Raw genomic sequence first — 23,726 nt, 5'->3', positions numbered from 1 at the left:
ACATGAAAAAATATTTTAATTTTAATATTCTTCATTTATATTTGAACCTGAAAATTTAGTAGTAATAGCACATTTCACTATAAGCCCTAGTGTATAAAAATACCTGCAATATGTTTTTGGCAGGATGACATGAAAGATTATTTGAATATTATTTTATGAAAATTGAATGGATTTCTAAGTTTATTCTTTGGGTTTTATTAATTGGCTTTGCCGTAATTTTTGAGGTAAGTGGACAGTGCAGCAATTGTACGGTTACAATAAATGGGAATGATGTACCTATTGGGGCTATGGTTAACGGAAGTGTGGTCTGTATTTCCGGTAACAGGACCAACCCAATTTCGTTTAACAACAGGAATAATATTTCCATATGTATAGCAGATGGAGCCACCTGGAACGGTAATGCCCAGCAATTATCCGGATTGTCAGGGATTGAAAATTTTGGATTTCTGCAAGTCAATAGCGATTTTAATGGTAATTGGACCATTAATAATTACAGTCAGTTTACTTTTTCAGGAAATATCAATTCCAATAAGGCTATCAATAATTTCGGGGAAATGACTATTTCCGGAAACACCACGATTTCCAGTAATTCCACATTAAACAGTAATGGGATATTGAATATCACAGGAGCGGTTAATTTTAACAGCAATGCCAATGTGACCCTAAAAGGAAACACCAGCATTGGAGGTTCCGTAGTTGTCAACGCAAATACAAGTATCAATTTTGCTGGTAATTTGTCGGTCGGAGGGGCGATGCAGTTGAACAGCAACAGTCAGATCAGTAACCTGAATTCCAACCATTGCAATAGTATCACTGTCAACGGAGCTTTTTCAAATAATGGACAGATTACAGGTAATAACCTTGGACCTGCAGGTTCTCCTTTAAATGTGAATAAGGCGCCGACCGGGAATGCATTGGCAGGAGGGGCAGTTATAGGCTCCTGTCCAACCAGAAATTGTGTACAACAGGAAATTCTTCAGACCAGCAATGGCTATGATGTGGTGTATATATTCAGTTGTTCAGATACTTTTGTTGTGCCACCTGTGCCATCAGGTGAAGAAATATTGGATATTTCTGTAGCGGTAGTTGCGGGAGGTGGCGGAGGTGGTTTGGGAGAAGCTGCTGGTGGTGGTGGCGCTGGTGAAATCATCAGGAGAGATGCAATTCCATTGGTAGTAGGAGGAGCTTATCCGGTGGTCGTGGGAGCGGGGGGGACAGGATCATCTGCTCTAAATTCAAGAGGAAATAATGGAAATGTCTCTGCCTTTTTCGGAGTAGTTTCGCTTGGGGGAGGAGGAGGAGGTTCATCTTCTTCAGGGGCAAGAAATGGCGCAATGGGAGGTTCAGGAGGAGGCGCTGCCGCAAATAATGGAGCTGGGAGTGGAGCTGGGACAAGAGGAGGTAACAATGGTAGCAATACTAGGCAAGGAGGAGATGGAAGGAGAGGGGGAAATGGAAATCAACTCAATGGCGGAGGAGGTGGTGGTGCCGGAGGAGCTGGTGGAAATGGGGCTAATAATAATCCTGGAAGCGGAGGAAATGGTATTGCACTGGATATACTGACCAATGTACCAAATATTCAAAATGCTTTTGGTGGTGGGGGAGGATCTACAGGAAGAAACCCTGCCAACCAATATGGAAGAGGGACAGGAGGTAGATTTTCCGGAATAGATTTGGGAGGTGATGGAGAAGGAACTGTGGAAAATGGACTTGGAGGAGCGGGGAGAGCAAATACAGGTTCTGGAGGGGGTGCAGGAAGGAATTCAGGAGGAGCTGGGTCTGCTGGATTGGTAGTTTTAAGAATAAGTTTTGGAATTTTGCCTATTGATTTTCTCCTCTTTGATGCTGATTTTATAGAGAAGGACAGGTGGGTAGAATTGTCCTGGCAAGTGGCTGATTCAGAAATAGATACTCAATTTGATATTGAACGGAGCGTCAATAATTTAGACAATTGGCAAAAGATCAGCACCCAAGGCCATTTGGGTTATGCCGATAAAAATCTTCCTTTGGGGGGAGGAATGCTGTATTACAGGATCAAGCAATTTGATCAGGAGGGGAATTTCAACTATAGCAGGGTGATTTCAGTAAGGTTGCCATCCATTCAGATCAGCCAAGGAGTATGGAGGGCTTTTCCCAATCCCACCAATGGAGATCAGTTCCGACTTGATTTGTTGGATTTTGAGAGGTATGCAGGGGAAGAATTGGAAGTTAAACTCGTTTCACCAACTTCAGGAATTCAAATTTTAAAAGGATTGGATTTGGACAGCATTTCCTCATTCTTACAGGAGAAATTGAAACAATCACCCAAAGGTGTGTATGTAGTAGAAATTTCTTGGGGCAACAGGGTGGAGCATATCAAGGTACTAAAGCAATAATCGATTTTATGTGCTTGATGCTGTCCTGCTTTATGTTGTCCTGCTTCTCCAGAAGCAGGACTAAAAATTAGTGACATTCTAGCCTTTTGCCAATACGTAATAAATTTTATATTTCTCTGCCTTGTTCCCCTCTTGTTATCCTGCTTCTCCAGAAGCAGGACATTCAAATATTCAAATGTTTGATGACCGTTGACCGATATAGGAAGTCTGTCGCCTAAAACCCTTTACTATATTTTTCCCATTCTTTTGTTCCCTTTTGTTGACTTTGTGGTTCGTATTTTCACTTATTAATATTCCCTTCTAGTAGATAGACTTCCTTGATCTCTTGTTATCCTGCTTCTCCAGAAACAGGATAACGACTCTATAAGATCAAAAACTCATATATTTTTTACTTGTGTTTTTAGTTTTTATTTTTTTTAAAATGCTGAAAACGAAATACATATCCAGAAATCTGGTTTGTGTCCCAAAAATTAAAAATATACATGGTAAAAATTGACTAATTCTAAGAATTAATTCAATTTCACATAGTTTTTCATGCTATCTATCATGGACAATTGAGTTCAAAAATTAGCCTTATAAACTAATTTTTAAACATTTTTTAAAATGATAGGCCCCAAAAATCAAAAGCATGGATAAAATGAAAAACAAAGAAAAAATAATGATATATAAAAAAACTGATTAGAAGTTTCTCCTTTTTAACAGGCATACTTTAAATAATAAATATGAATAGGATTTTTATCCATTTAATTATTATGTTAATCATTTTTGGTACCATATCCAAGGGATATGGTCAAATCACCTATACCTCTGCCCCATGTGCTTCAGGTCTTTGGTCAGATGCCTCCTGCTGGACCCGATCCGGATCTTGTTCGGGTAATGTCACCATTCCCAGTGTTCCGCCATTCGTAGGGATTTCCAACAACTGTGCAGTAACTGTTAATTTAAACCATCCCAGGACCGTTTCAGGAGATTTTGCATCAGGAAGTGGTTTTACCTTGAACATGAATGCTTCTTTGACTATAAATGGAAATCTTACATCCACAAACCAAGGGAGTACCACCATTAACGTTTTTGGAGGGGTTTTGACCGCTAATCTGGTAGAGGTAAAGAATGATTTTAATTTGGTAATCCATAATGGGGCAGAGGCCATCTTTGATGAATTGGATTTAAATGGCAGTCAGGTGACAATAGATATTAGGGCCGGGGGAAATCTGACTGTTTTTGGGGAGACAAAAATGAGGGGTAACAGATCGGATATTTTGGTGGCCGGGAATTTTGAAACTGGAAGTATCGATGTGGCAGGAGCTACCAACAATATTACAACGACAGGAGGTTCTAATGTATATGTTTCTGATCCTGAAGGAGGGATTACTATTGCCGGTAATTCTACCCTTAACATTACTGGTCAGAGCGAAGTGGTCGTCGAAGGCAGTGTTGAGGTAAATGGTGGGAATTTAAATGTAACAGAAACAGCCTCACTTACCATCTATACTGATTTTCTGGTGAATGGTGGATCAAATATAAATATAACTACCCAGGGTGAAGTTTATGTATGCGGCATGAGGCCAGAGCCTGAAGAAATTGATCAGATTGATGATGATGCCATTTATGAAATATTGGATGATCCCATTTTATGTAATATTACCATCATGCCTGTTTCCCTAAAATATTTCGAAAGTGCATGGCATCAGGAGGAAAGAAGGACTTCCTTAAAATGGGCGACAACGATAGAAAAAGGGAATAGCCATTTTGAAATCGAAAGGTCATTGGGAGGAACCAAAGATTTTGAGAAAATCGGTGAAGTGCAGGGTATGGGATGGAAGGATACTCTGACTGAATATGATTTTAAGGACAGTGATATTCCTTTATCAGGCGGAAACATTCTTTACAGATTGAAGCAGGTGGGTTTTGAAGGAGGAATAACTTTCAGTAAGGTTATTTCTGTCAGAATCCCCTCCATACAGGTTACAAAAGGAGCGTGGAGGGTCTATCCCAATCCTACCACAGGCGAGCAGTTTAAACTGGAACGGATCAGGATAGAAGAATTGGAACAGGGTAATATTGAAGTTAGATTGGTTGCTCCAAGTGCCGAAGGTATTCAGATATCAGGCTCTGATTTGAAGGAGATTTCCAATCAATTGCACCAAAAATTAATGACAGTTCCAAATGGGATTTATATTCTCGAAGTTAACTGGGATCAGAAGATTGAGTATCTCAAGATAATTAAACAATGATCAATTACCAATTACTAATTGCCAATTACCAATTTTCAAAATCCAAAATCCAAACTTCAAATTCCAAACCTGACGGATGGTCGGTCGAGTTTATAACTCCCTCAATGAAAACCTTAAAGCCTTAACTTTTAATGGTATTCCGAAATCCGAAATTCTTCATTCATCCCTCTACATTCTAAATTACTTTTTCATCACCTTAATCCGCTCCACATTATCGTTTGTAATTATTTCAACAATCATCATTCCCTTGGGCATATTTTTAATGGACTGGCTCAGATCGAGGGGGTTCCAAAAATCAGGAATAAAGAATTGAATACCTCAGGAAATGAGGAATGATCGGGTCCAAGGATTGTATTTTACTAGGGTCTATTTGAAGAATGAGTTTTATAAATGAAAGAAAATTTTGTATAAAACTAAAATACCTCTTTATTATTTTGATAATATTTATTTTTTGAGTGCTAAATATAAAAAAACGGATTTTATAGAAAGCTAATAATTGACTATAGGAAAAGATTAAAATAGAATATGGATATTAATCAATTTTTTAGGTTTTAAATATTCAAATAGTATTAAATCCTATCAAAAAAACATTATAAAGTATTTGAAATACATTTTAATTAATTTATTCTATTTTGGTTTGTTATATGAACTGCAAAATATTATATTTGTTGCCCGATAATTTATTATCAGATAAGCCCCCTAGTGATGAGATTTTTTACTTTCATACTATTTTCCCTGTTGTTGCTATTTGGAGTGGCAGTGAAGGGGTATGGGCAGGTTATTTACTACACTTCAAACGGGACTTGTGACTCAAATAATCCAAATTATTTTTCAGATGGGTCGTGCTGGGACCTCTCAGGGACTTGTTCCTCTTCCTTATTTCCACCTTTAACTACTACCACATCTAATTGTACTATAATTATTGATGTTAATCATGAGATAAATATTGGCAGTTTAACAATAAGTGCTACAAATTTAATTAGGATAAACGTTAATCTAGGTGTAAACCTAAACCTAAGTGGGAATCTTAATATTAATAAAGGATCAAATTTTAGAATATTCACATACGATGGGGGTAAATTCAATATCGGTGGCAGTATGAACATTGGCACAGGAACCGGTAATGCATTAGCTGTTATAAGAATTGGTGGTAATACAGTTGGTGGTGCAGGAGTTTATACAAATGCACTTGATTTGCAAAATTCCTCAAATTTACAAATAGATGAAGGAGGTGTACTTGTAGTGGATGGCCCTACTACATTTGCTGCAAATAATATTTCAATTAGAAATGCAGGTTTATTCAGAACTAGGACACTTGACGTTAGAGGTCAGGCAACAGTCGAGAATTTTGGAAGTGGAGTAATGGTTATTGATGAAGATTTGATTATCAGGGGTAATTCTGGATTAACTGTTAAAGGAAATAGTGAAGTTGAGGTTGGAGGAAACATTGATTTTGATGGGAATAATGGAACTTTAGATGTAGAAGAATTTGGTTCAGTTAGAGTTTGTGGTGATGGAAATTTACCCCCTGAATCGGGTGGTAACGTTACCGTTGAAAGACCAACGGCAACTTATGAAATTGGAAATTGTAGAATTCTTCCAGTTGAGTATGTATACGTGGAAGCAAGATTTTTAAGACAATCCAGGTCCTCTGTAATTAGATGGGCCACAGCCAAGGAATGGGAGTCTTCCCATTTTGAAATTGAACGTGCAGTAACTGGCTTGGAATTTATAAAAATCGGAGAAGTTAAGGCTGCTGGTTGGAGTGAAAGTGCAATAGAATATGAGTTTGAGGACTCTAATTTGCCATTAACAGGTGGCAATATTCTTTACAGGTTAAAACAAGTGGATTTAAACGGCACTTATTCTTTTTCCTCAGTAATGTCAGTCCGTGCATCCAGTATTGAATTCACAAACGGAGTATGGCGTGCTTACCCTAACCCAACCGATGGAAATTCATTGCGGATTAACTTAATGGATGCCAGTCAGTATAATCAGGAACCTTTGACCTTTAGGTTGATCCATCCTATGATTCAGACCCAACCTATGACTGTGGGGTCGGAAAATGAAATGAATGAAGAGCTCGCTGATCTGTCTAGAAAAATGCCTAAAGGGGTTTTTGTAGTCGAAATCCAGTGGGGCCAAAAAGTAGAACATATTAAAATTTTGAAGCAGTAATAATTTTTTCACTTTGTTTTTTTTCCACTATCCCGAGAGGGGTAGTGGTTTTTTTGTCCCCAGCTAAAGCAGGGGGTAATGAAAGTCAGAATATGAATGAGAATAAGAACTTCGTCATCCCGAGGAACGAGGGATCTCCTGCTGAACAGTTAGACGGTTGAATTTATGAGGAAATCCAACCCTTCTTGGGAATATTATCCTTTTCCTGATCCTCTTGAGACCCTGCGCTGCACTCAGGGTGACGACTGCTTCGAAGCCGTCATCCCGAGGCACGAGGGATCTCCCGTGGAACAGTTAGACGTTTGAATTTCTGTGAGATCCGCCTCTTATAGCCATTTTTCCATTTCCTGATCCTCTTGAGACCCTTCGCTTCACTCAGGGTGACGGCTTCTTCGAAACATACGTCATCGGTAGGCACGAGGAATCTCTTAACTCGAATATTAAGGGATCTTTCGCCTTTCCCGAAATACTTCGGGACAAGCTGTTCCTCCGGCTCAAGATGACGAAGGAAGTCATCTCCATTCTAAAGATGCCATTTATAAGCCCTAAAATAGCCTTTATAAGCCATCTAAAAGCAAAATAAAGTATATGAAATGCAAAAAAATGCATTTTTATCTGTTTTTATTTGGATATATGAAATACAATTATATATATTTGTAATACAAAATAGACCGTATTAAAATTATGAAGAATTTATTCACCATAGTATCCTTAATCTTTCTTTTCCTGGGAGTGGGATTCGAAAGTTTCGGACAGGACCCGAATAAGCCTGATTTGAGAGATGGAAGTTGCGTTATCTGTAGGGGAAATGCTTCAAATTATTCTATACTTAACGTTTATTTCAGTGATGCAGCCGGTAATCCAAACAATATTTGTGAAAGTACCGGACCTTTTTATATTTCAATATTATATACCTCGAATGCAAATTCCCCAATCAACAATGTTAGGATTATTGCAGACATTTTAAAGAGGGACAGAAATGATCCTGAAGGAGATCCCTTAGATGAATATTACATCAATGAATTTTTGGGTACCCTCAATCCATGTACTACGGGTACATGTTACGTGACTTTGGAAATTCCAAACATTACTGTGGATTGTGTGAATGAATTTTATGAATTATCAAGACCATTAGTAGCATGGACTCCTGGAAGGAATAACAGTAAAGATTTGGAAGATGCATATGACTGTCAGGATTATCCTGCGGCACAATGTCTTAATCAGCCGACCATTCCCATAGAAGTTGGAACCTTGGCCTATTCATTCGGTCCTGTTTTTGACTGCTATATAGAAGATAATACCCAGACTAATGTCTCATTTGTCATCACTTCTCTTTTTGGAGGAAATCCAACCAACCCCTATAATTTAGCGTGGGAATTTGAATTTTCTGATGGTACTGTTCAAACTTCAACCGTGTTTAATCCGGCATTGTTAAATCAAGAGCAGGGAACTATAATAGATGTTTCTTTGGTCGTAACACAGGGAACTTTGATAGGAACTGAAGTTGCCCAATCAGTGACTGTCCCAAATGCATTGTTATCCGACACAGTAATTGAAAGTGTTGATAGGACGGATACCTTTGAAGGTGATTCCACAGGAGTTATTGATGTTACATTTACTGCGGGCGATTATTTTTATTATTGGACATCACTTGATGATATCGAGTTTTATTCTGAAGAAGCTAGAATTGATAGTCTTCCGGTCGGTACTTATCAGTTAACCACTATCGATAATGCAACAGGGACTTGCAGGATTGATCAATTTGATATTGGTGCTAGAATTCTCCCCGTAGAATTAACTTATCATAATGCCCACCACAATTCCAAAACCAGAACTTCTCTCATTTCCTGGGCAACTGGAAAAGAGTGGCAATCCAGCCACTTTGAGATTGAAAGGGCTTTAAGCGGATTGGAATTTGAAAAAATCGGTGAAGTAATTGCCATGGGTTTCAAGGACAGTATAACTGAATATGAATTTATGGATGAAGACTTGCCCCTGTCTGGTGGTAATGTCCTTTACCGCTTGAAGCAAGTGGATATGAATGGAAATTATATGTATTCTCCTGTGATGTCAGTCCGTACCTCTGGTATTGAATTCACCAGTGGGGTTTGGAGAGCTTATCCCAATCCGACCAATGGCCAACAGTTGCGTATCAACCTGTTGGATAGGTCACAATATGAGGAAGAAAAGATCACCTTTAGATTGGTACATCCTTCTGCACAGTCCCAGGTAATGGCTGTAGCTTCTGAAGAAGAAATGAACGCAGCTTTGGCCCAGATGGTAGGCAGAATACCCAAAGGGGTGTTTGTAGTCGAAATCCAATGGGGACAAAAAGTAGAGCATATCAAAGTTTTGAAGCAGTAGAATTTTTTTAGGTTAGGTGAAAGAAGCCACTATCCCGCAAGGGGTAGTGGATTTTTTTTACCACAAGGAGTCTATATCCCCCACCTAAAGGTGGAGGTTACCAATTAAATGTTCCAATTGAGAATTTTATCCGTTTATGTTTAGTCAGTTTTTTGGTTTCCCTTAGGATTTGGCCGATTTTTATATTTTAATTTTTTAACTAATCGCCATGCCATTTCTTAAAGTTTACATTCATTTTGTCTGGACCACAAAGAAATTTAAACCCTTATTGATCGGAAAGTCACTTAGGGAAAAAGTAAGGATCCATATCCTTGAAAACTCAAAAGAAAAGGGGATTTTCATTAAATATTTAGCCGTCCAGAAAGAGCATTGTCATTGTTTGATTTCCTTGGAGAAGGATCAAACTATTAGTTCAATTATGCAAATGATCAAAGGAGAATCTTCTTTCTGGATAAATAAGGAAAAGCTTGTCCCAAAGAAATTTGCATGGCAACGTGAGTATTACGGAATATCAATTTCGGAATCCCATCTGCCTAGGGTTAAAGCATATATCCTTAACCAGGATATTCATCATAGGGAGAATTCTTTTTTGGAAGAATATGAAGATTTGATCATAAAGCATGGTTTTGAGAGGATAGAAGAATAACTGCTTTTTGCATTTTCTCTAATATTGGTTTCCTCTGGCTTTAGCCTTCTTGGTTTCCTCTGGCTTTAGCCAGAGGTTTTTTCCTCAAACCACGTCTTATGCACAATCTTCCACTGTCCATTTATCTTGATTAAGGTCAGAAAATCATAATAATAAATCCCCGGCCAATAGAGCTCTGTTTTGGCTATGGCAGTATAGCCCTTGATTTCTATGCCCACTAAATGGTTCTGGAAATCAGCTGGATTGCGCTTTTCCCCTTTGGCAGTTCCGCTAGCCCATTCCTCATAAGGTGTCACTGTAAATTTATCACCCCTATACCCGATCAACCTGGTCGAAGGATCAAATGCCTGATCCAGTTTGGACTTATCCCTTTCTATCATCCCTTCAAAATACAAGTGGATGGTTTTGGCAATGGCTGCCTTTTCCTCTTCGGGTGTTTGGGAAAAGGCAGCGGTACATAGTAAAAAGAAAAGAAGAAATAAGGAGGAATTTTTCATTTCAAATAAATTTTAGGATCATAATTAATTTCAGTCCTCCAAGGGTTTTAAACCCTTGGAGGACTGAAATTAATTATTTGGGAAACTTACTCCCATATTGTACCATCCAAACGCAAATGTATCCGCAATCTCCGCAATCTGCATGGCGGTAGGCTTACCTGCACCATGGCCGGCATTGGTTTCGATACGGATCAAGACAGGGTTATCCCCGACATGGGCTTCCTGTAGGGCTGCCGCAAACTTGAACGAATGCGCCGGTACTACCCGGTCGTCATGGTCTGCTGTGGTCACCAAAGTTGCTGGGTATGACGTACCTTTCTTGAAATTGTGCAAAGGTGAATAGCCTTTCAGATACCTGTACATGTCCTCGCTTTCATCCGCTGTTCCATAATCATATGCCCAACCTGCCCCTGCGGTAAATTTATGGTAACGCAACATATCCAAAACTCCCACAGCAGGGAATGCCACTTTGGCCAAATCAGGTCTTTGGGTCATCACTGCTCCCACCAACAGACCACCGTTACTGCCGCCGCTCAAAGCCAAGAAGTCAGAAGAAGTATAACCTTCTTTGATCAGGTATTCTCCGGCAGCAATAAAGTCATCAAATACATTCTGTTTTTTCTGTTTGGTGCCTGCCAAGTGCCAGTTTTCTCCATATTCTCCACCTCCACGAAGGTTGGGGACAGCATACACCCCACCGTTTTCTAACCAAACAGTATTGGCAATACTGAAATAAGGGGTAAGACTTACACCAAATCCTCCATATCCAAAGAGGATGGTGGGGTTTTTCCCATTCATCTCCAAGCCTTTCTTATGGGTAATGATCATTGGTACTTTGGTTCCATCTTTGGAAGTATAGAATACCTGCTTACTTTCATATTGCGATGGATCAAATTGTATTTTTGGGCTATAGTACAAGTCACTTTCCCCTGAAGCGATATCATATTTATAAATGGATCCCGGAGTGATGTAGGAAGTAAAAGTGAAATATAAATCTGTTTCATCTTTCTTGGCGGAGAATCCTCCGGCTGTCCCAACTCCTGGCAATTCTACGGTCCTTTCCAGTTTTCCGCTGTAATCATATTGCTTCACTTCGGTAATGGCATCTTTGAGGTAGGAGGCGAATAGTTTTCCTCCGCCAGTGGAAATATCCAATACATTTTCAGTTTCCGGTATCACATCCACCCAGTTTTCAGGATATAAGGAGGAAATAGTTGTTTTGACTATCCTGTTATTCGGCGCATTGAGGTTGGTAAAGATGAAGAGTTCCCCATCCGTATGATCGACGACATAGTGGGTGTTTTCCATATTATTCACTATCTGAGCAATCGGTGAGATTGTCCTGCTGATGTCCTGAATATACAGTTCATTTCCTGTGGTACTGTTAGCAGCTGTGATGACCAGATATTTGCCATCTTCGGTAACAGACGCCCCTACATATCGCCTTGGATTATTGTCATCCCCGAACACTAAAATGTCCTGTGACTGATCCGTTCCCAACTGATGGTAATACAATTTATGATTATTGGTAAATGCTGAAAGTTTTGAACCGTCAGGCTTATCATAAGTACTGTAATAAAATCCTTCGTTTCCCTTCCAGGCAATCCCGGTAAATTTGGCATCTACGATTTTATCAGTCAGGAGGGTTTTACTTTCAGTCTCCATCACATAAATATCCCTCCAGTCTGAGCCTGCAACAGAAACCGAGTAGGCAAATAGTTTGCCATCTTTGGTGAATGCAGTTCCTCCCAAAGAGGTAGTGCCATCCGCAGAAAGCTTGTTGGGATCGAGGAATATTTCTTCGGGGGCTTCAGGTCCTTTTTTTCTATAAAGGACAGATTGGTTTTGGAGGCCATCATTCCTGTAATAATACTGATACTCCCCATAAGTAGTGGGAGCTGAAATTTTTTCATAATTCCATACTTCTTCCAAACGATTTCTGATGGCCTCTCTGAAAGGGATTTGATCCAGGTAGCCAAATGTGACTTCATTTTGGGCTTCAACCCAAGATTTGGTTTCTTTTGAATAATCATCTTCCAACCATCGGTATGGATCGGTGATTGTTTCACCCCAGTAGGAATCGGTATGGTCAATTTTGTTGGTCTCGGGATAATTCACTTCAATTTTTGGGAATTTGTTTTCCTGTTTACAAGAGGCAAGTAGTCCTCCAGCAAGGAACATGATCAAGATTTTTTTAGTTGGCATAGCTGCGTATTTGGGTTTCTCTAATAATCATCCCGAAAGTAATAATGTTTGTCCAAACCAAAAAAGGCAATAAAAAAACAGGCAGGTACTGTAGGGTTTTTATTTAATCTTATGAAATTCCAAACTCCAAGCTCAAAATTTAAAATTACCAATTAATCAATTACCAATTACCAATTATCCTACCCATGACGTTCACTTCTCACTTTCCACTTGTCACTAAGCTGAGTGCTTACTGATAAATTTATGATTCTTGTCGCAGGCGATTCCATTGATTTTCCGATTACATCTTAAGCGCCTGCTCTGGAACTGGGCTGGTCATTTTCAACCCCAGGTTTCGGTAAACCTCACCTGGGGCTACTCAAGGTTCAGCCCTTTTAGGGCTATTCTCTTTGGTTAAATGTATTTATGTGTTTTTAAAAAAGAGAGACTTTTTATCTGTGGCCATCTGCTTAATCCGTGTCATCTGCGTTCCATTTCCATATCCTCGGCGGTCACCCACATCAGACAAAAGCAAAAAACACCAACCAAACGATGATCAATACAGGTAGTAGAACGGGTAAGGAGAAACGGATGATATAACCGAAAAAGGACGGCATTTTAATCCCGCTTTGTTCAGCAATGGATTTTACCATAAAGTTTGGTCCATTACCGATATAAGTCATTGCCCCAAAGAATACTGCTGCTATGGAGATGGCCATGAGTTCGAAAGCAGAATCTTCATAATTGTTCAGGGCGAAATTCCTTACCATTTCAATATTACTGATTTCAGCTCCTTGGGAGGCCATTGCTGCAGCCAAGAAGTTGAGGTAAGTCGGGGCATTATCCAAAACACCTGACAATACGCCTGTTCCCCAATAAAGCGTGTTATGTGTAATCAATTGGGCCCCCTCAGGTGATTTGGCAAAGTTTCCTACTAATTCCAGGGCCGGCATCATAGTTCCGAAAATCCCAATGAATATGAAAGCTACCTCCCGTATAGGTTCAAAATTGAATTCATTGCCTTTTATCGCTTTTTGGTCAGCAAATTTAAAGCTGAAATAGGCTACGGATAGCATGATGATTTCCCTGATAAAGGAGAATTTTTGGCCATCATAATGAATGGCAGGAACCCAGTCGATTACATTGGGGTCTAGGAAAACGGAACAAATGACTATCAAAAGCCAGAGAAAATTTCTGGATCCGATCAGTTCAAACTTGTTAGTATAAGTGACCTCTTCCAGTTCTTCTTCGTTTGCCCTTCCAAATTTTCTGTCAATAAAGTAGAAGATTGCTGCAAGGATGACGAGTGCCAAAACCCAAGCCGGCCAGTTGTGTTCCAGTGTCCAGAAAAAAGGCACTCCTTTTAGGAATCCTAAGAACAAAGGGGGGTCACCGATTGGGGTAAGGGATCCTCCAATGTTACTGACCATGAAAATAAAGAAAATAATATGGTAAGGTTGGATATTGCCTTTATTCAATCGGATAAATGGTCGGATGAGTAACATGGAAGCCCCAGTTGTACCGATTAGGTTTGATACCAAAGCCCCTATCAATAGCAGGGTAACATTGGCCATAGGGGTTGCTTTTTTGTCTATTTCAATCAAAATACCTCCTGATGCAATGTATAAGGAAGCAAGAAGCGCAATGAACTGGATATATTCAGCAAGGGCATGGACAGGCCCATGCACATTGTGAAGAGCAAATAAATAATAGAAGACAACCAGAATGGCTAACCCGACCGCAATTTTTGGGTAATTATGATGCCAGAAATGTTCGTAAAAGAGAGGACCTGTAGCAATCATCAGCAATAAAGCCACAAAAGGTATCACCAACCAGACCGGGGCCTCGTCATGGTGTTCGTGAGCCTCGTCATGAACATGACCGGTATCTCCGGTAATCGAATCAATTTCTTCTACAGCATCTATAACTTCAGTTTGAGTGTTTTCTTGGGCTTGTAATTCCGGAATGCCGGAAAAAAACAATATTCCAAATATTACCACTAAAACGACTATCAGATTCTTCATTCATTTAAAATTAAGCAGTCTTCTTCAAAGTTATTGGTTTCAAAAAACCTGGAAATGTTTATCGGTCAATTTAAATATGCCAAGTTTGTTCTTGCTAAACTACTTATTTTGGATGAAAAGCACCACATAAAATAAACAAGCCGGGTTGAATTATTTTCAAATTAATTCAACCCGGCTGATGATTGGTATAATTTTTATATCAACTGCTTTAAAGCTATTTCAAGGGAAGTTTGGGCTAGACGGTTTTTTTCGGGATTTTTTTCAAAAGTTTTCCTAAGTGCCCGTTGGATGGTTTTGCTAACATCATTAAATATAGCCTCATCGGTTACCACAGCTTTTTCAGACATTAAATAAGCAAAAACTCTTGCCATTCCGCAATTGGCGATAAAGTCAGGCAATATGGAAATTCTTTCATCCACCCAAACCCCAATGGGTCCCAAAAATATTTCTGGGTCTGCAAAAGGCACATTGGCTCCACAGGAAATCACCTCTAATCCGGCGTTGACCATCCTTTCTGCCTGGGATTGGGTAATCAGCCTTGATGCTGCTGCCGGGATGAATATTTCACTTTCCAAATCCCAGACCTTTTGGTTCATCTCTTCAAAGGAAATCAGGTTATCAGCCACCAACTTATTGCCCTCTCTTTTCAAGAACAATTCCCTGATTTCATCCAAAGTAAATCCTTCTTCATTGATCAGGCCTCCGACCCTATCAATAATCCCGACGACTTTTACCCCTTCCACAGCAAGGAAACATGCTGCTGCTGCCCCAACATTACCCCAACCTTGAATTATTGCACGTTTCCCTTTGAGCTTTCCTCCCCATATTTTGTAAAAATGCCTCACGGCCTCTGCTACCCCGTAACCGGTAATCATATCGGATACAGTGTATTTTTTTGGGCCATTTGGGGTGTAGTGGGGGTCTTCAAGGACTTTGGACACACCTTGCCTCAATTGACCTATTTTTCTGATTTTCTGAGGCTCGGTGGCATGAAAATGCCCATTTACAATTCCTTCCTGAGGATGCCAAAGTCCATATGACTCTGTGATGGGGATAACCTGATGGATTTCATCCACATTCATGTCTCCTCCGGTTCCATAATAATTTCTCAAGAGAGGCATTACCGCCTTGTACCATCTTTTCAGTACCTCTTCTTTTCTGGGGTCATTGGGGTCGAAATTGATGCCTGATTTGGCTCCTCCAATAGGTGGGCCTGAAACTGTGAATTTGACTTCCATGGTCTTGGCGAGGGATTCCACCTCTCTTTTATCCAGCCCCTTTCGCATTCGGGTACCGCCCCCTGCTGCTCCACCTCTGAGTGAATTGATCACCACCCAGCCTTCTGCTTCTGATTCGCTATCGCTCCATTCAAAAACAATCTCAGGCTGTTTGTTCTCAAACTTTTTGAGTAAATCTTTCATGTTATGTATTTGGGTTTACAGGCGGCTAAATTATAAAAATTTCCATTGATCAATTACAAATGATCAATATTCAAGACCGAGACTCCAAAATCCAACCCCCAAACTTTAAGCTTCAAATCCTAAAAGTAACAAGTACCAGGTACAATGAACCAAGTTTTAAAAATCTTGACATAAAAACCCAAAATTCAAATTCCAAGCCACAAGCTCCAAACTTTTTAATTTTGTCTTTTGCCTTGGTTCTTATTGAATACTTCAAAATATCCCTTTCCGACATCCGCCTTCCGCCCTCCGAAATTCACCACTTCGTTTCATATCGCCGGCGTACACATCCATTCTCCGATTTCATTTACAGTGCCGGCTCGGAACCGGACTGGCTCATTTCACCCAGGGTTCCGGTCGTTCCTCCCTCACCCTGGGCTACCGATAGGCCGCCCCTACAGGGCGGTTCCAAGTATATTCCAAAAACCTAACATGTAATTTTTATTTGCAATTCCCAGTTTTAAATCCATGAAGCTTGACACTTGTCCACCATGTCAGAACTATGGCAACATTCATCATTTTAAATCTCCTCACATACAACTGATTATTTAAATTACAGTCTTAATGAAAGCCTTAATACCTAAACTCCTCAATGGTTCCATTCTGAAATCCGACTTCCGAAATGCACCACTTCGTTTCATATCGCCGGCGTACACATCCATTCTCCGATTTCATTTACAGTGCCGGCTCGGAACCGGACTGGCTCATTTCACCCAGGGTTGCGGTCGTTCCTCCCTCACCCTGGGCTACCGATAGGCCGCCCCTACAGGGCGGTTCCAAGTATATTCCAAAAACCTAACATGTAATTTTTATTTGCAATTCCCAGTTTTAAATCCATGAAGCTTGACACTTGTCCACCATGTCAGAACTATGGCAACATTCATCATTTTAAATCTCCTCACATACAACTGATTATTTAAATTACAGTCTTAATGAAAGCCTTAATACCTAAACTCCTCAATGGTTCCATTCCAAATTCTTAATTCTCCATTCCAAACACCGTCCCTCCGCAATTGTCTTTTGAAGCACCGGTCACAGAGGATAGGCAATTATTTTCTTTTCTTAATTTCAAAACACCCAAAAAGGCAAAAATCAGTGCTTCTTTGTAATTGATGATTGTTGGGTTAGCCGGAATAATTTCAAATTCCTGATTCAGTGCCTCTTCCAATTTTTCCATGAAAAAGGTATTAAAAGCACCACCTCCTGTTACTAAAACACTCGCTTTTTTTGAAGGAATGGGTTTCATGGATCTTTTGATCTGTTCCACAAAATGCATCACCAAGGTATGAAGAATGTTTTCAACTTTGTATTCATCTTCTCCCTCAAGGATTTCCATAAAATCAATCAAATCCTCCCTGCCCAAAGATTTTGCTCCTTCAATATCATAATAGGAAATTTTATTTAGGCTTTTAAATACCCCTGGAAGTAATCTGCCAGATCTAGCCAATTCCCCATTTTTATCAAAAGCCAACCCTCGGTATTCAGAAAAGTAGTTTAATAATAAATTGAAAGGACAAATATCAAATGCAATCCTTAAGCCAGCAGATTCCATGCTGATATTGGCAATTCCTCCCAGATTGATACAATAGTCATATTCACTGAAAAGCAATCGGTCTCCAATCGGTACCAAAGGAGCCCCTTGGCCGCCCAATTGCACGTCCAGCATCCTAAAGTCATTGATAACCGGGATTCCAGAGTACCTATGTAAAGCCCAGCCATTTCCAATCTGCAGGCTGATTCCTTTTTCAGGCTGGTGGAAAACAGTATGCCCGTGTGAGGCTACAGCATTTACCTGAATTTTATTTTTTTGAACAAAGGATCTGACCTGTTCTCCCATCCATTTACCGAATGCAACATCTAAAAGGCTAAGTTTATATCCACTGAGCTTGTGGGATTTCCTGAGCTTTTTTGCAAGTTTTTCAGGGAATCCCACTGTTTCGAATGTAGGTATGGAATAATGCCATTTTCCATCAAATACAAATTCACAGTAGGCAATATCAAGTCCATCACCTGATGTTCCCGACATCAGACCGATCATTTTATAAGTATTCGGATTGTCCATGGGTTAAATTTTGTTAAATAACTTACCCTAAAGTTAATTTTATTTTAATCAAAAAGAGGGCTATTTGAAATTGAGTAATTTGCAACCTTGTAAAGCTATCGAAAATTTCCATTGACTAAAGTGAGACAGTTTGTAATAGATATCGGGAATACCAGGATCAAAACAGCCGTTTTTGAAGCTGAAAAATTGGTATTGGAAGAAAATTTTGAAACATTCGAAAGTTTTTCGGATTATTCAAAAAATTTAAATTTTCAATATGCTATAATCAGTTCTGTCACTTACAACCAAGAGCAGCTGAAAGAAATGGTTGATTTCTCATTTATATTTTTGAGTAAAGATACCCCTGTCCCGATTGAAAATCTCTATGCTACTCCTGAAACACTGGGAGTGGATAGAAAGGCTGCCGCTATAGGGGGCAGATCCATCATTGAAAATGCACCATTATTGGCCATAGATTTGGGAAGTTGTATTACCTATGAATTTCTGGATGCAAAAGATAGGTACTATGGGGGAGCTATTTCGCCGGGGCTCCGGATGAGATTCAGGGCCATGCACAGACAAACTGCTAGACTTCCACTGGTGGATCTAACTGCTGGTGAAAGGCCTGATTTGATTGGGAATTCCACTGTCAATGGCATGAAAAGTGGTGTTTATCATGGAATTCTTCATGAGATGCAGGGTTTTATTCAAGCCTATCAGGCAAAATACCCCGGCTTAAGGGTGATTATTTGCGGAGGTGATTCAAAAATTTTTGAAAGCTTAACAAAAGACCACATATTTGTAATCCCTAATTTGGTCCTGTATGGATTAAATAGAATATTAACATACAATGTCAATCTCCAAAAGGTTTAAAATTCTCGGCACCCTTTGTGTCTTTTTCATATTTTCAGAAGCGTATTCTCAATCCAGTGCCTCCAATTATACCGCCTTGGGTTTGGGTGATTTCAACTATTCAGGTTTAACACAAAACCGGGGAATGGGAGGATTGGGTATAAGTTTTGGAACAGGTTGGGGGCTTAATTATTTAAATCCTGCCTTAACCACAAGGAATACTATTTTTAATTTTCAGGCCGCTTTCAATTATCAAAGGATTAATGTCTCTACTTCCACTGATTCCGAAATTGCAGATGGGGGAGGTTTGTCTTATGTTGGGATGTCATTCCCCATCAATTCCGGAAAATCCACATTGGGTTTAGGGATCAATCAGATAACGAGTGTGAACTATAGCTTGAACGTAACAGGTCAAGTGGCCAATACTAATCAAAGTTCTCTGAATAGAATTGATGGGGATGGGGGTGTGTCAGAGGCTTATCTTTCCACAGGATTTTTGGTTGCCAAAAACTTGAGTTTGGGTATTCATGGGTCCTATCTCTTTGGTTCCACTATCCGGACCAACCAATTGACTTTGTTGACTGAGGAGGGAACTCCTATTGGTGTTTCCTCGGAATTTTACCAAAGAAGAACAGTTTCTGATGTGGCTTTTAAAACTGGAGCTCAGTATTATTTTAAAATCGGAGCAAAAAGCAACCTGCATTTAGGAGCCATTTATCAGTATTATGGAAATATTAGTGGAAAAGAATTTGCAAAGGTGGCGGATTTTGGCCAAGCTAGCAACCCCGATGCGGAAGGTGATGTGATCAGCGATAATGTAAAAGGTTCTGTTTACATACCTAATAACATAGGATATGGCCTGACTTATGAAAAAATCAATAAATTTGTAATAGGTCTGGAAGCACAACATCAGAAGTTAAGTCAGGTTATTGAATTTAATGGATCCTCCACAGATTTGGGGGATGCATTTAAAGTTTCATTTGGTGGAATGATAGTTCCTGATTTGTCTGCCGTTGACAACTTGTTCAAGAGGATCACATACAGATTCGGTATGGAATATTATCAGACCCCATACGTGGTGTCCAATACCCAAATCGATGATATTGGCATTAATTTTGGAGGATCAGTACCTATAAACAGTTTGTCCTTGGTAAACTTTGCAGTTAAGTTCGGCAGAAGAGGTACTACTGATAATGGATTGATAAGAGAAAACTATGTAAACTTTAGTTTAGGGTTTTCATTAAACGATAACACTTGGTTCTATAAAAGAGTATTTGAATAAAAACAACAGATATGAAAGTTAAAAATGTACTAGTGGGGTTCTTTGCCCTTGCGTTTGTAGGTTTCGCTCAGGCACAGGATTGGAATTGGCCATCTGATCCTGAACAAGAGGCAAAGGCCAGAGAATATAATGCCGCTTATGTGGATTATATGAAGTCTGAGCAGTTTATTGAGGCCACCAAGCCACTTTCTTGGTTACTTACGAACACACCTAAATTGAATGAATCCATTTATATCAATGGGGTAACCGTCTATAACGGCGCTGTTGGTAAAACATCTGATGCTGCTCAAAAGAGGGTTTATCAGGATTCAGTGATGAAGGTTTATGATTTAAGAAGGGAACACTTTGATAATGAATCTAAATGGATTGAAAATAAAGCCTATTACGGTTACCAATATTTCCGTGATGATAAAGCAAAATTGCCTGAAGCAGTAGGCTACTATGAAAGAGCCTTCGAAGTTAATGGCACGATCAACCCTGCCTACACAGCGGCTTATTTTGATTTAGTGAGAAGACACTATCTACTCAATAAAGCATATTCTGCTGAGGAAGTTTTAGCCATCCACGATAAATTAGCAACCCTATTGGATGAAGCTGAGGCTAAAGGTGCCGATGTAAGTACTCCTAAATCAAACGTTGAGGCTTTATTGGTAGCTATGGAATTGATCAACTGTGATTTCATTGACAATACCTTAGGTCCAAGATTGAAAGCCGATCCTTCAAATTTGGTCTTAGCACAGCAAGTTTTCAAATATTCTGTTCAGTATAAATGTTTGGGTTCAGAAACATTCCTGATGGCTTTGGAAATAATAGATTCTGATAACCCCACTTTCTCTACCTCTCAGGTTAGGGCTATGAGATACATGCAGAATAAAGAATATGAAAAGGCACAGCCTGTTTTGGAAAAAGCCCTGACTTTAGCTGAAAATGATAAGCAAAAGGCAGAGGTTCAGTTTGATTTGGCAAAAGTACATGCACAGGCTGGAAGAAAATCAGCAGCTAGATCAGCGGCTATTGAAGCAGCCAAGTTAGATTCTGAGAGATCCTCGGATGCTTACACCTTAGTAGGGCAATTGTACATGGGTTCATTTAACGATTGTAAAGGAGGAGAAAGCAGGGCAAAAGATTATTCAATTTTCATTGCTGCCTACAATGCCTTCCAAAGAGCTGGGAACAGTGAAGGGATGAGAGATGCAAGGGCTAGATTCCCTTCCAAAGAGGAATTGTTTACGGAAGGTAAGCAGGTTGGTGAGACCATCAATACAGGTTGCTGGATAGGAGAAACAGTTACTTTGGCCACAAGAGACTGATCTGTTGAAAATAAAATAGAGAAGCCCTGAAAATAAAATCAGGGCTTTTTTTATTCTTTCTAAGACTTGGTCCTGTCATAGGATACAGTAAAATATAGAAATTAATGTTGCTGTTGTACCTGATGACATCCTTAAATTTCTTTTATCATCCTTTTCAATCTTTTGGTATCTTTGTGGTCATGAATAGGATAATTGTCCTGGTATTTTGCTTGATATTTTCAATTTCATTGGTTTCATGTAAGGAAGAAGTTGATTCCAGCATACTTGAAGCCTATGTGGGGCCTATCAGTGAAGCCTATGATATAGATCTATATCACAGTGACTCAGCGATTGTGCGTACCCATTTGAAGGCGAAGAAGCAGATCGAGTTTGAAAGCGGAGATTTTGAGTTTCCTGAGGGGATTGAAATTGTTTTCTTCGATGTTAAAGGTAAAATAACCACTACTATGAATGCAAATAAAGGATATTATACCAGGAAGGATAATATTTACAGGGGGGAGGGAAATGTGAGGGTAAATAATCTGGAAAAAGACCAAAGCCTTTCCTCTGAAGAATTATTCTGGGACCCAAATGCTAAAAAAATTTATACAGATAAATTTGTAACAGTACAGGAAAAATTGACCATTTTCAATGGAACAGGGATGGAGGCAGATGAAAATTTCACTGAATATAAATTGTTCAAAATCACAAACAGCAGAACCATTTTACCGGGAGAAGGAAGTTAATCATGAAAACAGGTGATATCATATTATTATCCCTTTCTGCTGCTTTTGTTATCATTGGTACACATCAGACCATAACTTTGGGAATAACTGCATCCTATCCGATCTTCATGTTGTCTGTGGTGTTGTTGTTTTGGTATAAATACAGACAAATACAAAGAAAAGCGGAGGAAGAAAGACCCTCAGATAAGAATAATCCCCAAAAGAGAAAGTAATGGATTCATCATACCTTTTATTTGTTGTTATTACTTTAATTTTTTCTGCCTTTTTTTCGGGTATGGAAATAGCTTTTGTTTCGGCCAATAAACTTCAGATTGAACTTCAGAACAAACAGGGATTAATGTCCGGTAAAATATTGTCAAGGTTTTTACAAAAACCAGGCGAATTTATAGGGACAACCTTAATTGGCAATACCATTGCATTGGTAGTTTATGGTATTTTTATGACCAATTTATTGGAGCCCATGATCAGGGGATGGTTGCCTCAGGATGTTGATAATCAGGCTTCAGTTTTGATTATTCAGACCATTATTTCAACTATCATTGTCCTGATAACTGCAGAGTTTATTCCGAAGAGCGTATTCATTTTGGATCCGAACAGGATGTTGTCGGCCATGTCAGTACCCTTCCAGGTGATCTATTTTTTGATGTATCCATTGGTATGGTTTGTGGTAGGACTTTCCAGGTTTTTTATCATCAAGGTATTAAGGCTTGAATACAGCGAAGACAGGCCAGTTTTCAGGGTAACAGATTTAAACAGTTTTATTCAAAACAATCTTCATCAGGGCAAACAGGAAGGTAATGTAGAAATAGACACCAAAATTTTCGACAATGCAGTGGAATTCAAAACCATAAAGGTGAGGGAATGCATGGTTCCAAGGACAGACATTGTTGCCGTGGATATAGAGGATAGTATGGAGTATTTGAAGGAAGTTTTTGCGGAAAGTGGCCACTCCAAAATTATAGTTTTCAAAGATTCCATCGATGATGTCATTGGTTATTGTCATCAGTTGGAGCTTTTCCGGAAACCCAAGAAAATATCTGATATCCTGACCTCGATTATTATTGTTCCTGAATCCGCATTGGCCAACGAGCTTTTGATTCAGTTTATCAAAGAAAGGAAAAGTTTGGCGCTGGTCGTAGATGAATTCGGGGGAACAAGTGGGATTGTAAGCATGGAGGACATCATTGAGGAGATTTTTGGAGAAATCCATGATGAGTATGACAGTGATGACCTGATAGAACAACAGATTTCAGACCATGAGTACCTACTAAGCGCCCGCCATGAGATAGATTACCTAAATGAAAAATATGGCTGGGAATTGCCTTACGGTGAATTTGAAACTTTGGCGGGTTTTATCCTCTCATTGACAGAGGATATCCCACATAAAGGCCAAAGTGTAATATATGATCATTTCACTTTTACAGTAGTGGCAAAACTCGATCATCGCATAGAAACCATAAAAGTTAAAATCAATAAGACAGAATAATTCCAATAAGTAATTTATTGACAGTGATAATATTTTGAATTTAGCACTAGATGTAATTATTTTGCGGC

Annotated in this window: 16 protein-coding genes; 11 read left to right on the top strand and 5 right to left on the bottom strand. The window is 39.3% G+C overall.

Annotated elements, in window-relative coordinates:
- Positions 1-155 precede the first annotated feature (155 nt).
- The 5 genes from ACFSKV_RS20250 (at position 156) to tnpA (ending at position 9,797) form a co-directional block, all read left to right on the top strand.
- Complete coding sequence (locus ACFSKV_RS20250) at positions 156-2,375, top strand: glycine-rich domain-containing protein (RefSeq protein WP_380807046.1); 2,220 nt, start codon at positions 156-158, stop codon at positions 2,373-2,375.
- A gap of 752 nt (positions 2,376-3,127) precedes the next feature.
- Complete coding sequence (locus ACFSKV_RS20245; RefSeq protein WP_380807044.1) at positions 3,128-4,609, top strand: T9SS type A sorting domain-containing protein; 1,482 nt, start codon at positions 3,128-3,130, stop codon at positions 4,607-4,609.
- 705 nt (positions 4,610-5,314) lie between these two features.
- Positions 5,315-6,787: an autotransporter outer membrane beta-barrel domain-containing protein gene (locus ACFSKV_RS20240; protein ID WP_380807041.1), complete on the top strand. Its 1,473-nt coding sequence runs from the start codon at positions 5,315-5,317 to the stop codon at positions 6,785-6,787.
- 684 nt (positions 6,788-7,471) lie between these two features.
- Positions 7,472-9,151 carry a hypothetical protein gene (locus tag ACFSKV_RS20235; protein ID WP_380807038.1) on the top strand — a complete coding sequence of 560 codons (1,680 nt, stop codon included), beginning with the start codon at positions 7,472-7,474 and terminating at the stop codon, positions 9,149-9,151.
- Between the two features lie 208 nt (positions 9,152-9,359).
- Positions 9,360-9,797 (top strand): IS200/IS605 family transposase, encoded by a 438-nt coding sequence (gene tnpA / locus ACFSKV_RS20230; protein WP_380807036.1) that lies wholly within the window; start codon positions 9,360-9,362, stop codon positions 9,795-9,797.
- A 65-nt stretch (positions 9,798-9,862) separates the two neighbouring features.
- Here the strand turns inward: tnpA and ACFSKV_RS20225 are convergent, their stop codons facing one another.
- The 5 genes from ACFSKV_RS20225 to ACFSKV_RS20205 all read right to left on the bottom strand — a co-directional run bounded on the left by ACFSKV_RS20225 (position 9,863) and on the right by ACFSKV_RS20205 (position 18,024).
- Entirely contained in the window at positions 9,863-10,294 is a 432-nt protein-coding gene (locus ACFSKV_RS20225; protein WP_380807035.1) for a nuclear transport factor 2 family protein, read from the bottom strand.
- 69 nt (positions 10,295-10,363) lie between these two features.
- A complete protein-coding gene (locus tag ACFSKV_RS20220; protein ID WP_380807034.1) occupies positions 10,364-12,499 on the bottom strand; it encodes a prolyl oligopeptidase family serine peptidase in 2,136 nt (711 codons plus the stop codon).
- Between the two features lie 500 nt (positions 12,500-12,999).
- Positions 13,000-14,502 (bottom strand): sodium:proton antiporter, encoded by a 1,503-nt coding sequence (locus ACFSKV_RS20215; protein ID WP_380807032.1) that lies wholly within the window; start codon positions 14,500-14,502, stop codon positions 13,000-13,002.
- A gap of 194 nt (positions 14,503-14,696) precedes the next feature.
- Entirely contained in the window at positions 14,697-15,923 is a 1,227-nt protein-coding gene (locus ACFSKV_RS20210; RefSeq protein WP_380807030.1) for a Glu/Leu/Phe/Val dehydrogenase dimerization domain-containing protein, read from the bottom strand.
- Positions 15,924-16,941: 1,018 nt separating this feature from the next.
- Positions 16,942-18,024 (bottom strand): anhydro-N-acetylmuramic acid kinase, encoded by a 1,083-nt coding sequence (locus tag ACFSKV_RS20205; RefSeq protein ID WP_380807027.1) that lies wholly within the window; start codon positions 18,022-18,024, stop codon positions 16,942-16,944.
- Between the two features lie 120 nt (positions 18,025-18,144).
- Between ACFSKV_RS20205 and ACFSKV_RS20200 the strand changes: the two genes are divergently transcribed.
- The 6 genes from ACFSKV_RS20200 to ACFSKV_RS20175 all read left to right on the top strand — a co-directional run bounded on the left by ACFSKV_RS20200 (position 18,145) and on the right by ACFSKV_RS20175 (position 23,658).
- The gene (locus ACFSKV_RS20200) at positions 18,145-18,876 is read left to right on the top strand and encodes a type III pantothenate kinase (protein ID WP_380807026.1); all 732 of its coding nucleotides are present in this window, start codon (positions 18,145-18,147) and stop codon (positions 18,874-18,876) included.
- Entirely contained in the window at positions 18,854-20,137 is a 1,284-nt protein-coding gene (locus ACFSKV_RS20195) for a hypothetical protein (protein ID WP_380807024.1), read from the top strand. The genes ACFSKV_RS20200 and ACFSKV_RS20195 overlap by 23 nt, the downstream gene beginning before the upstream one ends.
- Before the next feature lie 11 nt (positions 20,138-20,148).
- Positions 20,149-21,447, top strand: a complete 1,299-nt coding sequence (locus ACFSKV_RS20190; protein WP_380807022.1) for a hypothetical protein — start codon at positions 20,149-20,151, stop codon at positions 21,445-21,447.
- Positions 21,448-21,551: 104 nt separating this feature from the next.
- Positions 21,552-22,172, top strand: a complete 621-nt coding sequence (lptC, locus tag ACFSKV_RS20185; RefSeq protein WP_380807021.1) for an LPS export ABC transporter periplasmic protein LptC — start codon at positions 21,552-21,554, stop codon at positions 22,170-22,172.
- Positions 22,173-22,174: 2 nt separating this feature from the next.
- The gene (locus ACFSKV_RS20180; protein ID WP_380807019.1) at positions 22,175-22,384 is read left to right on the top strand and encodes a hypothetical protein; all 210 of its coding nucleotides are present in this window, start codon (positions 22,175-22,177) and stop codon (positions 22,382-22,384) included.
- A complete protein-coding gene (locus tag ACFSKV_RS20175; RefSeq protein WP_380807017.1) occupies positions 22,384-23,658 on the top strand; it encodes a hemolysin family protein in 1,275 nt (424 codons plus the stop codon). Before ACFSKV_RS20180 ends, ACFSKV_RS20175 begins: the two co-directional genes overlap by 1 nt.
- The last annotated feature ends 68 nt before the right edge of the window (positions 23,659-23,726 follow it).

The sequence above is a fragment of the Shivajiella indica genome (genome assembly GCF_042683085.1).
GTDB classification, from domain to species: Bacteria; Bacteroidota; Bacteroidia; order Cytophagales; family Cyclobacteriaceae; genus Shivajiella; species Shivajiella indica.
Note: the sequence above shows the minus strand (reverse complement) of the source record. Positions and strands in the feature narration are given on the sequence as shown.

Excerpts from the sequence above, each read along its gene's own strand:
- ACFSKV_RS20215 (WP_380807032.1), bottom strand. The coding sequence starts at position 14,502 with ATGAAGAATCTGATAGTCGTTTTAGTGGTAATATTTGGAATATTGTTT.
- ACFSKV_RS20250 (WP_380807046.1), top strand. The coding sequence starts at position 156 with ATGAAAATTGAATGGATTTCTAAGTTTATTCTTTGGGTTTTATTAATT.
- ACFSKV_RS20225 (WP_380807035.1), bottom strand. The coding sequence starts at position 10,294 with ATGAAAAATTCCTCCTTATTTCTTCTTTTCTTTTTACTATGTACCGCT.
- ACFSKV_RS20175 (WP_380807017.1), top strand. The coding sequence starts at position 22,384 with ATGGATTCATCATACCTTTTATTTGTTGTTATTACTTTAATTTTTTCT.
- ACFSKV_RS20205 (WP_380807027.1), bottom strand. The coding sequence starts at position 18,024 with ATGGACAATCCGAATACTTATAAAATGATCGGTCTGATGTCGGGAACA.
- ACFSKV_RS20210 (WP_380807030.1), bottom strand. The coding sequence starts at position 15,923 with ATGAAAGATTTACTCAAAAAGTTTGAGAACAAACAGCCTGAGATTGTT.
- ACFSKV_RS20195 (WP_380807024.1), top strand. The coding sequence starts at position 18,854 with ATGTCAATCTCCAAAAGGTTTAAAATTCTCGGCACCCTTTGTGTCTTT.
- ACFSKV_RS20235 (WP_380807038.1), top strand. The coding sequence starts at position 7,472 with ATGAAGAATTTATTCACCATAGTATCCTTAATCTTTCTTTTCCTGGGA.
- tnpA (WP_380807036.1), top strand. The coding sequence starts at position 9,360 with ATGCCATTTCTTAAAGTTTACATTCATTTTGTCTGGACCACAAAGAAA.
- ACFSKV_RS20240 (WP_380807041.1), top strand. The coding sequence starts at position 5,315 with ATGAGATTTTTTACTTTCATACTATTTTCCCTGTTGTTGCTATTTGGA.
- ACFSKV_RS20245 (WP_380807044.1), top strand. The coding sequence starts at position 3,128 with ATGTTAATCATTTTTGGTACCATATCCAAGGGATATGGTCAAATCACC.
- ACFSKV_RS20180 (WP_380807019.1), top strand. The coding sequence starts at position 22,175 with ATGAAAACAGGTGATATCATATTATTATCCCTTTCTGCTGCTTTTGTT.
- lptC (WP_380807021.1), top strand. The coding sequence starts at position 21,552 with ATGTTGCTGTTGTACCTGATGACATCCTTAAATTTCTTTTATCATCCT.
- ACFSKV_RS20190 (WP_380807022.1), top strand. The coding sequence starts at position 20,149 with ATGAAAGTTAAAAATGTACTAGTGGGGTTCTTTGCCCTTGCGTTTGTA.
- ACFSKV_RS20220 (WP_380807034.1), bottom strand. The coding sequence starts at position 12,499 with ATGCCAACTAAAAAAATCTTGATCATGTTCCTTGCTGGAGGACTACTT.